The 11,844-nt window shown below is 66.3% G+C and carries 8 protein-coding genes and 1 pseudogene; 4 read left to right on the forward strand and 5 right to left on the reverse strand.

Annotation, left to right across the window (positions count from 1 at the left end):
- Nucleotides 1-64: 64 nt before the first annotated feature.
- Together cycA and MNR01_RS05750 are read left to right on the forward strand one after the other, a co-directional pair.
- The gene (gene cycA, locus MNR01_RS05745) at nucleotides 65-1,459 is read left to right on the forward strand and encodes a D-serine/D-alanine/glycine transporter (RefSeq protein ID WP_241919973.1); all 1,395 of its coding nucleotides are present in this window, start codon (nucleotides 65-67) and stop codon (nucleotides 1,457-1,459) included.
- A 194-nt stretch (nucleotides 1,460-1,653) separates the two neighbouring features.
- Nucleotides 1,654-3,783 carry a M13-type metalloendopeptidase gene (locus MNR01_RS05750; RefSeq protein WP_241919974.1) on the forward strand — a complete coding sequence of 710 codons (2,130 nt, stop codon included), beginning with the start codon at nucleotides 1,654-1,656 and terminating at the stop codon, nucleotides 3,781-3,783.
- Nucleotides 3,784-4,508: 725 nt separating this feature from the next.
- On the opposite strand, the gene MNR01_RS05755 is transcribed toward MNR01_RS05750, so the two are convergent.
- Complete coding sequence (locus MNR01_RS05755) at nucleotides 4,509-6,020, reverse strand: alpha/beta fold hydrolase (protein ID WP_241919975.1); 1,512 nt, start codon at nucleotides 6,018-6,020, stop codon at nucleotides 4,509-4,511.
- Nucleotides 6,021-6,197: 177 nt separating this feature from the next.
- Between MNR01_RS05755 and MNR01_RS05760 the strand changes: the two genes are divergently transcribed.
- Complete coding sequence (locus MNR01_RS05760) at nucleotides 6,198-8,210, forward strand: M13 family metallopeptidase (protein ID WP_241919976.1); 2,013 nt, start codon at nucleotides 6,198-6,200, stop codon at nucleotides 8,208-8,210.
- Between the two features lie 39 nt (nucleotides 8,211-8,249).
- Here the strand turns inward: MNR01_RS05760 and MNR01_RS05765 are convergent, their stop codons facing one another.
- Together MNR01_RS05765 and MNR01_RS05770 are read right to left on the reverse strand one after the other, a co-directional pair.
- Nucleotides 8,250-8,903, reverse strand: coding sequence for a rhomboid family intramembrane serine protease (locus tag MNR01_RS05765; protein WP_241919977.1), 654 nt, complete (start codon nucleotides 8,901-8,903; stop codon nucleotides 8,250-8,252).
- Nucleotides 8,904-9,095: 192 nt separating this feature from the next.
- A pseudogene (locus tag MNR01_RS05770) lies at nucleotides 9,096-9,437 on the reverse strand (MGMT family protein); the annotation flags it as partial.
- A gap of 40 nt (nucleotides 9,438-9,477) precedes the next feature.
- On the opposite strand from MNR01_RS05770, the gene MNR01_RS05775 reads away from it, so the two are divergent.
- Nucleotides 9,478-9,888, forward strand: a complete 411-nt coding sequence (locus MNR01_RS05775; RefSeq protein WP_241919978.1) for a hypothetical protein — start codon at nucleotides 9,478-9,480, stop codon at nucleotides 9,886-9,888.
- A 72-nt stretch (nucleotides 9,889-9,960) separates the two neighbouring features.
- Here MNR01_RS05775 and MNR01_RS05780 read toward each other — a convergent pair whose 3' ends face one another.
- Together MNR01_RS05780 and MNR01_RS05785 are read right to left on the reverse strand one after the other, a co-directional pair.
- Nucleotides 9,961-11,088: an inorganic phosphate transporter gene (locus MNR01_RS05780; RefSeq protein WP_241919979.1), complete on the reverse strand. Its 1,128-nt coding sequence runs from the start codon at nucleotides 11,086-11,088 to the stop codon at nucleotides 9,961-9,963.
- An 11-nt stretch (nucleotides 11,089-11,099) separates the two neighbouring features.
- Nucleotides 11,100-11,726, reverse strand: a complete 627-nt coding sequence (locus tag MNR01_RS05785; RefSeq protein ID WP_241919980.1) for a DUF47 family protein — start codon at nucleotides 11,724-11,726, stop codon at nucleotides 11,100-11,102.
- Nucleotides 11,727-11,844: the final 118 nt, after the last annotated feature.

Consider the following 11,844-nt stretch of genomic DNA (forward strand, 5'->3'; position numbering starts at 1 on the left):
CTATGGCGGCGGCCCGCCGCTTCCCCTATGTTGTCGTCACACCCAACGACGACGGCCGCGCCACATGTCCGATTCATCCGTGCATCCGGATCACCTCAAGCGCAGCCTGTCCAACCGGCATCTCCAGCTCATCGCCATAGGCGGGGCCATCGGCACCGGCCTGTTCATGGGTTCGGGCAAGACCATCAACCTCGCCGGCCCATCCATCCTGCTGGTCTACCTGATCATCGGCATCATGCTGTTCTTCGTGATGCGTGCGATGGGCGAGCTGCTGCTGTCGAACCTGGAATACAAGTCGTTCATCGACTTCTCCACCGACCTGCTCGGGCCCTGGGCCGGATTCTTCTGCGGCTGGACGTACTGGTTCTGCTGGATCATCACCGCGATCGCGGACGTCATCGCCATCGCCGCCTACGCCCAGTTCTGGTTCCCCGGACTGGCGCCGTGGATACCGGCGGTGATGTGCGTGGTGCTGCTGCTGTGCCTGAACCTGGTCACGGTGAAGCTGTTCGGCGAAATGGAATTCTGGTTCGCCCTGATCAAGATCGTGGCGATCTGCGCGCTGATCGTCACCGGCCTGGGCATGGTTGCCTGGGGCTTCCAGTCGCCGTCGGGGCATGTGGCCTCGCTGTCGAACCTGTGGAGCGACGGCGGCCTGTTCCCGACCGGCATCGCCGGGTTCTTCGCCGGTTTCCAGATCGCCGTGTTCGCCTTCGTCGGCATCGAAGTGGTCGGCACCACCGCCGCCGAGACCGCCAACCCGGAGCGCAACCTGCCCAAGGCGATCAACTCCATCCCGGTCCGCATCATGCTGTTCTACGTGCTGGCGCTGGTGGCGATCATGGCGGTGACGCCGTGGCGCGAAGTGGTGCCGGGCAAGAGCCCGTTCGTGGAACTGTTCGTGCTTGCCGGCATCCCCGCCGCGGCCAGCCTGATCAACTTCGTTGTGCTGACCTCGGCCACGTCCTCGGCCAACAGCGGCATCTTCTCGACCAGCCGCATGCTCTACGGCCTGGCCCAGGAAGACCACGCGCCCAGGTCCTTCGCGCTGCTGTCGCGCGCGGCGGTGCCCTCGCGCGGCCTGCTGTTCTCGTGCCTGTGCCTGCTCGCCGGCGCGATGCTGGTCTACGTGATCCCGAACCTGGTGACGGCCTTCACCCTGATCACCACGCTGGCCGCGGTGCTCTTCATGTTCGTCTGGTCGCTGATCCTGTTCGCCTACATCGCCTACCGCCGCAAGCGCCCGCACCTGCACGAGGCTTCGAAGTTCAAGATGCCCGGCGGCGTGGCCATGTGCTACGCCTGCCTGGTGTTCTTCGCATTCGTCCTGGTGCTGCTGACCCTGCAGGCCGATACCCGCCAGGCACTGCTGGCCAGCCCGGTCTGGTTCGTCCTGCTGGGCATCGGTTACTTCTGGCGCCAGCGCCGTGGCGTGGCCCTTGAGGCCGGTTCGGCCTGACCGAGGTGTGGACGGGCGCGGTCGGAACTGGGGGGCGGCCCACGTCGCCCTCCCTGTTCAGGGACCGTGACCTGGCTGGCAACGGTGCCAAACCTGCCGACCGGCCTTCCATCGTGACCTTCGACACCCCCCTACGGAGCTGAACCAGTCTAATGTCCGCCGATGCCCCGCCCAGGGGTGTCGTTTCATTTCCCATGCCTGACCGGCCGGAGCCATCAGTGAGCCTCAACAAACCGCAAGTCCTCGTACTTTCCCTTGCCGTCGTCACCGCCCTGGCCGCATGCGCCAAGAAGGACGAAGCCGCAGCGCCGGCTGCCGACGCCGCCAAGCCGGCCGAATCGACCGCCCTCAAGCTCGACGAGAGCAAGCTGCCCGGCGTGAACCGCTTCACCGTCGCCGACCTCGACACCAGCAAGGACGCGTGCACGGACTTCAACGGCTACGTCAACGGCAAGTGGCTTGCCGCCAACGCGATCCCGGGTGACCGCACCTCGTGGGGCGCGTTCGAGATGCTCAACGAGCGCTCGATCGCCGTGCAGCGCCAGCTCGCCGAGCAGGCTGCTGCCGACACCAAGGCCACCGGCGTCGAGAAGATCGTCGGCGACTTCTGGGCGACCGGCATGGACGCAGCCAAGATCAACGAGCAGGGCATTGCTCCGCTGAAGGGCCACCTCGACGCGATCGCCGCGCTCGACAGCCAGGAAAAGATCGCCGAGTTCCTGCGCACCAGCGCCGCGAAGGGTGAGAACGTCCTGTTCGGCTTCGGCGCCGAAGCCGACTTCAAGGATTCCAAGAACAACATCGCTTATGCCTCGCAGGGCGGCCTGGGCCTGCCGGACAAGGCGTACTACTTCGACGCCGACAAGAAGGACAAGCTGGCCGCCTACGAGCAGCACGTCGCCAAGGTGCTGGAGCTGAGCGGCGTTGCCGCCGCCGACGCCGCCAAGCAGGCCAAGGACGTGGTCGCCTTCGAGACGCGCCTGGCCAAGGCCTCGATCGACAAGAAGACGCTGCAGCGCGACGTCTCGCTGTACTACAACCCCGTCAGCCCGGCCGACGCCGACAAGCTGGCGCCGAACTTCCCGTGGACGAAGTTCTTCGAGTCGCAGGGCGTGACCGTGCCGGCGATGTTCTCGCTGGCGATGCCGGACTTCCACAAGGAAGTCAGCAAGATGCTGGCCGACGTGCCGGCCGCGCAGTGGCAGACCTACCTGCGCTTCCACACCATCGACAGCGCTTCGCCGTACCTGTCGGACGCGTTCGTCCAGGAGAACTTCGCGTTCTACAACCAGACCATGCGCGGCCAGAAGGAACTCAAGGAGCGCGGCAAGCGCGTGCTGGCGACGATCGAGGACCAGGCCGGCGAAGCGCTGGGCCAGATGTACGTCAAGGTCGCCTTCCCGGAAGAGTCGAAGGCGCGGATGCAGACGCTGGTCAAGAACCTGTCGGAGTCGCTGAAGGGCCGCATCGAGCACCTGGCCTGGATGGGCGACGACACCAAGAAGAAGGCGATGGAGAAGTGGGCCGCCTTCACTCCGAAGATCGGCTACCCGGACAAGTGGCGTGAGTGGAACGGCCTGACCACCGGCCGCGACAGCTACATCGGCAACGTGCTGGCCGCCCAGGAGTTCAACTACAAGTGGAACCTCGGCAAGATCGGCAAGCCGGTCGATCGCACCGAGTGGGGCATGCCGCCGCAGATGGTGAATGCCTACTACAACCCGCTGCAGAACGAGATCGTGTTCCCGGCGGCGATCCTGCAGCCGCCGTTCTTCGATCCCAATGCTGACGACGCCACCAACTACGGCGGCATCGGCGCGGTGATCGGCCACGAGATGACCCACGGCTACGACGACCAGGGCAGCCGTTTCGGCCCGGCCGGCAACTTCGAGGTGTGGTGGACCGATGCTGACGCCAAGAGCTTCTCGGGTCGTACCGACAAGCTGGTGCAGCAGTTCAACGGTTACGAGGCAGCTCCGGGCATGAAGGTGAAGGGCGACCTGACCCTTGGCGAGAACATCGCCGACCTGGGCGGCCTGGCCACGGCCTACGATGCGATGAAGAAGGCCACTGACGGCACGCCGGATCCGAAGACCGACGGCCTGACCCGTGACCAGCGTTTCTTCCTCAACTGGGGCACCGTGTGGCGTCGCAACTTCACGCCGGACGAGCTGAAGCTGCGAGTGAACACGGACGAGCATGCACCGGCGACCTTCCGTGCGATCGGCGCTCCGTCGAACCTGCCGGCATTCGCGGCTGCGTTCTCGTGCAAGCCGGGCCAGCCGATGGTTCGCGAAGGCGACAAGCAGGTCGTGATCTGGTGATGCGGTAACGCTTTACTCCTGGCCCTCGTCGGCAAGGCAGAAGGCCCGGGAACTCCCGGGCCTTCTTTTTTTTGGATGCCATCTGGTCAATGTCACCGTCATCCCGGCGAAAGCCGGGATCCATGTTGATCCAGCCCTTGGATGCTGCGGTCGTCAGTCGACTTCGGAGTGGCGTTGGCCGCAGGGGCGGGGAGTGCTCCGTCCCGCAGACGACATCCTGTCTTTATGCGGGACGCGGGACATCCATGTCCCGCTGCTCCGCACTCCCCGCCCCTGCGGCCAACGCTTCGGCGATTCACTGCATGGTCTTCGGCAGGCAACGGCGCCAGTTTCCAGGAGATCCAGGGGCGTTGCCTCGGCTTCGGCTGTGGCTTCGGCTGTGGCTTCGACTGTGGCTTCGACTGTGGCTTCGACTGTGGCCTCGGCTGTGGCTTCGCCTTGCGCCTTCGCGGTGAACGTCACAGCCGGCACCCACACCAGACCCGGAGGGCGCCGCACAGGACGTGCGGCGTTTTTCTCAGCGACATGGATGTCGCTTAGAAAAATCCCCGTACCCGTTCCGGTCGTGGGACTGGGTTGTCGAGGAGGCCGTTTCTTTTGGTTACTTTTCTTTGGGCCAGCAAAGAAAAGTGACCCGCCGCTTCAGTGGCGGAAGCTGTTGCTCCTAAGGGCAAAGGCAAAGTCAAAATGGATCCCGGCGCTCGCCGGGATGACGGTGAGGCCTCCTACTTCGCCGGAATCTTTTCCGCGATGCGCCCCAGCATGTACCCATGAAACGGGTTGTAACTGAGGCGGCTCAGACTCTCCTGCGAAACCACCAGCACATTGCGCTCACCACGCACCGCCAACGCCCCCAACTGCACGATCGCCCGCCCCGACGGCACATCACCGTAGAGCGCATCGTCGCGCGCGAACGGCAGACCGATATGCGACAACGAATACACCTCGGTCGGATAGCGCACCCCTGCAGGCTGCTGCTTGACCACCCCGGAACCGACGTCCCGCGTGCGCGCCACCACCGCCGCATCCTCGGACGAAGCCGCCCCCACCACGGTCAGCGTGTAACGACGTTCCGGATCCTGCAGCACATCGCCGACCCAGTCGGTCGCCGTCGTACGCAGCACCGGCGCGATCACGCGATTGCGGTTGACGTCGAACAACACCAGCTCGTTGCCATTGGAAGCAAGACGATCGAACAACCGCGTCATCACCGCCTGCGCGCCGACGGTGTCGTCGACCACCGACTGGAACGCCAGGATCGGTGGCACCTGGTCCAGGCGCCGTTGCGCGGCGACCTCCTCCATCACCGCGCGCAATTCGTCGGTCACCAGGTAGGACTCGCGCGCAGCACGCACCGGGAAGGAGTTGTACTTGAACGCATTGAACTCGGGCAGCACGTCCAGCCAGGCCGACTTGGCGTAGCGGCTGAACAACGCCGGCCAGCCGGCGATACCGGCGAAGCGGGCAAATCGATTCACTTCGATCATCGGCGACATCAGCACGATGCGGTCGACGTCGCGCTTGTCGCCACGCTCGATCCGCGCCATGACGTAATGCATCGCCAGTGCCGCGCCGTTGGAGTAACCCACCAGGTGGACCGGCAGGCGCCCCGCGGAACGGCGCCGGGCTTCGGCCATGGTCATCTCCACGGTCGCGTGCCATTCCTTGCGACCTTCCTTCGTCAGGCCGGCCGGCACGGTGCCGTGTCCCGGCATGCGCGGCGCGATGGCAACGAAGCCATGTAGCCGGTACAACTCGGCCACGCTGCGCATGCTGTAGGGAGAATCGGTCAAGCCATGCACCAGCACGACGACGCCTTTCGCCGCACCCGTGGGTTCCAGCACGTAGGAGCGGTTCCAGTCGTGGCCGAACGCTTCCGGTGAAGTCAGGCTGGCGGGGTAATAGCGATTGAGCAGGGTGCGGTCGCCCGGCTTCATGGCGCTGTCGAGCTTGCGGCGCAATTGCTCGTACATGCGCTGCTCGGCCGCTACATAGCTTTGCCAGTCGCCGCCGGCAATCTCGCGGGCGCTGGGTTCGTCGGGAACGATCGTGTGCCAGGGTTGCAGCGGCGGGCCCTGCGTCGACTGGCAGGCGCGCACGGCGACGACCACGAGCACCAGCAGCGCCACGAGCACCACGCCCTTGCGCAGCACCTTGCCGGCGAGGGTAGCCAGTCGCGACACGACGGACGATTCCGGCGGCCGATCCAGGTCGTCATCATCGGGGCTGGTGACCATGCGCGTTTCCCTGCGGGGACAGTTGCGACGGATGTTCGCACGATCCGCGACCACCACCAGTGACCGCATGGCTCCGTCCAAGGCCCGCACCAGGCAGCGTTCGAGGTGCCCAGATGGGCATCACATGGCCGCTGCTAGACTCCGGGCCACCCCGTCTCCCCCGGTACGGATTCCGCCATGAACCTACGCCCGCTTGCCTGCGCCTTGGCCCTGAGCCTGATCGCCGGAATCGCCTCGCCGCCCGCCGATGCCCAGAAGAAGCGCGCCGCCAAGCCCAAGGCCGCCGCAACGGCAAGCGCGTGCAGCGACTTCTATGCCAGCGCCAACGCCGACTGGCTCAAGAGCAACACGCCGTTGCCCAACGTCGGCTCGGTGTCGGCACTGGAGCAGCTGGGCGCGCGTTCGCGCCAGCAGCAGCTGGACCTGCTCGATGCCGCATCCAGGTCGCCACAGGGCAACGTGCAGCGATTGCTCGGCGACTTCTGGGCCAGCGGCCTGGACGAGGCCGCGGTCGAACGCGACGGCGCCCAGCCGATCGCGCCGCTGATCGGCCGCATCGATGCGATCAAGAGCGCCAAGGACATTCCGCCGGCGATCGCGGCACTGCACCAGGTCGGAATCCCGGTGCTGTTCAACTTCGGCGCCGACATCGACCTCAACGACTTCAACCGCCACATCGGCTACTTCGCCCAGGGCGGGCTCGGCCTGCCCGACCCGGCCTACTACACCCGCACCGATGCCGACACGCGCGCGTTGATGGGGCGTTACAGCAATTACGTGCAGAAGATCCTGGCCCTTACCGGCACGCCGCAGGCGCAACTGGCTGCCGATGCGCAGGCGGTGATCGACCTGGAAACGCGCATCGCCTCGGCGTCCAGGCCATTGCTGGACCTGCGAGACCCGCGCACCAACTACGGCCCGGTTGCGACCAACACCCTGGGCAAGAAGTACAAGCGCCTGCAGCTGGACCAGTTCCTCAAGGTCCAGGGCGTCAGCGACGACACCGTGTCGATGGCGAACCCGGCCTTGTTCGCGCAGCTCGACGGCCTGGTCGGCAGCCTCAAGCCGGCGCAGTGGAAGGCGTACCTGCGCTGGCGCATCGGCGATGCCATGGCACCGTACCTGGCCAAACCGTTCCGCGATGCCAGCTTCGAGTTCCGTGGCCAGGTGCTGCAGGGCCTGGCCGCGCCACCGTCGCGGCCGCAGGCGGTGCTCGATGCGATCACGCTCGCCGCCGGACCGATGGTCGGCCACGAGTACGCCGCGCGCTACCTGCCCGCCGCCACCGACAAGCGCGCCGAGGAGATTGCCGCGAAAGTGCGCGATGCCCTCGCCCAGGCGCTCGATCGCGACACCCGTTTCAGTGCTGCAGCGAAGGCTGAAGCCAAGGCCAAGCTCACCGCCCTCAAGATCGAAGTCGGCACGCCCAACCGCGACCTCGACTACACCGTGCAACCGATGGGCCGCGGCAGCTTCGGCAGCAACATGCTGATTGCATCGACCTGGCGCCACCGCGAAGAAATGAAGCGCATCGGCCGCGGCAATGCCGACCGCCGCTGGGACGTGTTGCCGCAGGAACCCTCGCTGGCCTACGACATCACCCAGAACCGCCTGATCGTGACTGCGGCGATGCTGCAACCGCCGGTGTTCGACACCGGCAAGTCGGCGGCGTGGCTGTACGGATCGTATGGCGCGCTGGTCGGACACGAACTCAGCCACGGCTTCGACAACCGCGGCCGCTTCGTCGACGCCAAGCAGGAATTGCGCGACTGGTGGACACCGGCGGAAGCCTCCGCCTGGGATGCGCTGAGCAAGCGCGTGGCCACGCAGTACGGCGCCTTCGACTATCCGGGCTTGAGTGGCACGCGCGTCAACGGCGCGCAGACCGCCGCCGAGGACATCGCCGACATCGCGGGCGTGGAACTGGCGTGGGCAGCCTGGAACGCATCCGAACCGGGCGCAGCGAAGCCGGCCAGCCAGGACTTCTACAAGGGCTGGGCCGCGCTATGGCCGCAGCAGATGACCCCGGAGGCCGCGAAACAGCGCGCAGCCACCAGCGTGCACGCACCGGGCCGCTGGCGTGCGAACGGACCGCTGTTGAACCAGGCCAGCTTTGGTGAAGCGTTCACGTGCAAGGCCGGAAGCGGGATGCAACTGGCGGCGGATCAGCAGATCAGGTTGTTCCCCTAGGGCGTCCCGGGTCCCCGCATTCGCGGGGACGACGGACGGCTACCGCACCACCCGCATCCGCGGCGGCCCCTTCTTCTTGCCGAACGGCGGCTGCCCCCGCCAATAGCGGATCAACAGCCAGCCGAACAACATCCCGCCCAGATGCGCGAAATGCGCCACACCCGGCATCGCATTGGTCACACCGAGCAACAACTCGATCGCACCGTAGACCAGCACCAGCGTCCGCGCCTTCATCGGAATCGGCGGAATCAACAACATCACCCGCTGGTTCGGGAACAACAGACCGTAAGCCAGCAACAGACCGAAGATGCCACCGGACGCACCCACCGTCGGATAAGTCTCCCCACCCTGCGACATGGTCCACATGCCCACGCCGATCTGGCACAGCGCCGCACCGACCACGCACACCAGGTAGTACGTCAGGTAACGCCGATCGCCCCACACGTGCTCCAGCGGCGCGCCGAACATCGCCAGCGCCAGCATGTTGAACAACAGATGGGCGAAGTTGCCATGCATGAAACCGTACGTGAGCAACTGCCACGGCATGAAACCGACACCGTCCAGCTCGCCACCACCGGGGGGCCACAGCATGAACTGCGCGAGGGCGAAGTCGCCAAGCGCCCATTGCAACAGGAACACCAGCCCGTTGGCGATCAGCAGGGCCTTGGTGACGGGGGGAAGGTTGGAAAACATTGCGACTCCTGGGGGTGCGCTACATGGTAGCCGCTGACCGGCGCCATCGGGCCGGCGGAAAAATTCGCAGTGCCTGCGACCTCAACCCGGGCGCTTGGCGCGTGCAGGCGCCTTGCCGGGCATGGCCGAGGGTGTTGCGGAGCCTGTCCGCGCGCGCCGTGGCTTCACCGTCGCCGGGGCCGTCATGGGCGCGCCCCACATCTGCTCGTCGAGGGTGGCGGCGGCGCGCTGGCCGCGCACGCGCCCGGCCTCGACCCGCACGCCTTCGGCGCGCAGGCGCTGGCCCTGCTCACGGAAGCCCCTGGATCCTTCGGGGAAGGCGATGCGGCCGTCCGAGCGCAGCACGCGGTGCCACGGCAGGTCGGGATCCTCGTTCTGCCCGAGGATCCGCGCCACCAGGCGCGCCCTGCCCGGCAAGCCGGCGCGACGCGCGACTTCGCCATAGCCGGCGACCTCGCCGGCCGGGATCGCACGGATCGCCGCCAGGATGCGCGTGGCAGCGTCGTCCTTTGCGGCAGCTGTGGGCTTGCTCATCGCGGTAGCATACCGATCATCCCCCGGAAGGAGCCGCCACGTGCGCAACTTCGAATCCATCCGTCGCCATCTCAAGGCGGCCGATTTCAACACCACCGAACATGGCGTCGACCTGATCTGCATCGAACTGTCGCTCGAGCAGGGAACCCGTCACCAGGCGATCTTCCTGTCCGAACTGGACGACGACGACGGCCGGCCCTACCTGCGGGTCAGCACCGCGGTTTCGCCGATCACCGGCCTGGATGCCAAGCGCGCGCTGATCTTCAACTGGCAAAGCCGCGTCGGCTATCTCGCCATCGGCGACCTGGACGGCGTGCCGCACCTGCAGCTGTGCGAGAACCGTCCGTACGAAGGCCTCGATGCCGCCGAGATCGACCGACTGGTGCTGGAGATCGGCGGACTGGGCGACCGCATGGAGCGGTCGCTGTCGGCGGGCGGGGACTTGTTCTGATCCGAGGGAGCTCTCCCCTCATCCGCCCTTCGGGCACCTTCTCCCGCGCACGGGAGAAGGGACATACGAGGCTTACGCCCAGCCCATCGCCCGGAACAACTCGAAGAACAGGTAGGCGATGCCACCCGCGGCCGGGATCGTCAGGATCCACGCCCAGATCATCTTCTCCACCACGGTCCACTTGATCGCGTTGAAGCGCTTGGCCGTGCCCACGCCCATGATCGCCGACGAGATGTTGTGCGTGGTCGACACCGGGATGCCCAGCGACGACGCCGCCAGGATCACCGCTGCGGCGCTGGTCTCGGCGGCAAAGCCGTTGATCGGGTGCAGCTTCACCAGCTTGTGACCCAGCGTCTTGATGATGCGCCAGCCACCGGCCGCCGTGCCCGCCGCCATCACGATGGCGCAGCTCAGCTTGATCCAGGTGTCGATGTCGTTGTTTTCCAGCGCCTCGCGCGAGGGGTGCAGGAACGCCAGCCACGACGGCAGGTTGTCGAGCGTGCCCGCCGACTGCGCGCCGACCAGGGCCAGGGCGATGATGCCCATGGTCTTCTGCGCGTCATTCATGCCGTGGGCGAAGCCCATGCCGGCGGCGCTGACCAGCTGCGCCTTGCCGAAGAAGGCATTGACCCAGCGCGGCCGCGCCATGCGGGCGAGGAAACCACCGCTGCTGGCCATCGCCGAGATGATCGCGAACAGCAGGCCCATCACCAGGAAGCCCGAGGCGAAGCCGAGCAGCGGCGAGCTGAACATCGGCACGACCACTTTCCACAGCACGCCGGCGCTCTTGTACCAGGGGTCGGCCGGCTGCGACCAGATGATCGAATGGAAGTTGTTGCTGGCCGCTGCCACCGCGGCGCCGCACAGGCCGCCGATCAGTGCGTGCGACGACGAGGACGGCAAGCCCTTCCACCAGGTGATCAGGTTCCACACGATCGCGCCCAGCAGCGCGCACAGGATCAGCTGCGAGGAGACCTGGACCACGCCGCTGTCGAGCAGGCCCGAAGCGATCGTCTTGGCGACCGCGGTGCCCCACAGCGCGCCGAGCAGGTTGGTGATCGCCGCCATCGCCACCGCCTGCATCGGCGACAGCACCTTGGTGGCGACCACGGTCGCGATCGAGTTGGCGGTGTCGTGGAAGCCGTTGATGTACTCGAACGCGAGCGCAACGATCACCACCACCAGGACCAGGGTCAGCATCGGCCCGGCCCTCAGGAATTCTTGAGGACGATTTCGTAGGCCACCGTGCCTGCCTCGCGGCAGCGGTCGATGGCCTTCTCGAGGATCTCGAAGAACTCCTTGAGCAGGAACATCTGCAGGCTGTCCAGGCGCCCCGAATAGATGTCGCGGTACAGCTCGAGCATCAGCCGGTCGGCCTCGTTCTCGATCGAGCGCAGCTGGTCGTTGAGCGCCTTCATCGGCTCCAGCTTGAGGTGGCGCAGCTGGTGGACCATCTGCACGACCACGCCGGACGCCTGCATGAGCATGGCGCCGCGCGGTGCGAAGTCGATGTGCTCAAGGTGGCGGGTGGCCAGCGAGTAGCGGTCGGCGAACTTCTCGACCTGCTTGGGAATCTTGTACAGCGCCGACCCCAAGGCTTCGATGTCCTCGCGCTCGATCGGGGTGATGAAGCTGTTGACCAGTTCATGGCTGATCTTGTCGGAGGCATCGCGCTCGCGCTGGCGGGCCAGCTTGAAGGCGTCCAGGGCCGGCTGGCGGTCGGCCGACTTGAGCATGGCGTGCAACGCCACGGTGCTGTCATGAGCGGCGACTGCGGCCTCCTCCAGCAGGGTATAGAACTGATTGCCTTGGCCGAAGATCGTTTGCAGGGAGAACATGCTGAGGGGGCCTCGTGGTGCCGGACTGGCGGCTCGGTGGGGGTTCTGCGGGCGGAATTATGACGGTTCGGGGACAGCAACGCTCGCCCGAAGGGTTGAATTCGGCGGCCCTGCTACC

The organism is Lysobacter sp. S4-A87 (assembly GCF_022637455.1).
GTDB lineage: Bacteria > Pseudomonadota > Gammaproteobacteria > Xanthomonadales > Xanthomonadaceae > Lysobacter_J.

Excerpts from the sequence above, each read along its gene's own strand:
- cycA (WP_241919973.1), top strand. The coding sequence starts at position 65 with ATGTCCGATTCATCCGTGCATCCGGATCACCTCAAGCGCAGCCTGTCC.
- MNR01_RS05750 (WP_241919974.1), top strand. The coding sequence starts at position 1,654 with ATGCCTGACCGGCCGGAGCCATCAGTGAGCCTCAACAAACCGCAAGTC.
- MNR01_RS05755 (WP_241919975.1), bottom strand. The coding sequence starts at position 6,020 with ATGGTCACCAGCCCCGATGATGACGACCTGGATCGGCCGCCGGAATCG.
- MNR01_RS05760 (WP_241919976.1), top strand. The coding sequence starts at position 6,198 with ATGAACCTACGCCCGCTTGCCTGCGCCTTGGCCCTGAGCCTGATCGCC.
- MNR01_RS05765 (WP_241919977.1), bottom strand. The coding sequence starts at position 8,903 with ATGTTTTCCAACCTTCCCCCCGTCACCAAGGCCCTGCTGATCGCCAAC.
- MNR01_RS05780 (WP_241919979.1), bottom strand. The coding sequence starts at position 11,088 with ATGCTGACCCTGGTCCTGGTGGTGGTGATCGTTGCGCTCGCGTTCGAG.
- MNR01_RS05785 (WP_241919980.1), bottom strand. The coding sequence starts at position 11,726 with ATGTTCTCCCTGCAAACGATCTTCGGCCAAGGCAATCAGTTCTATACC.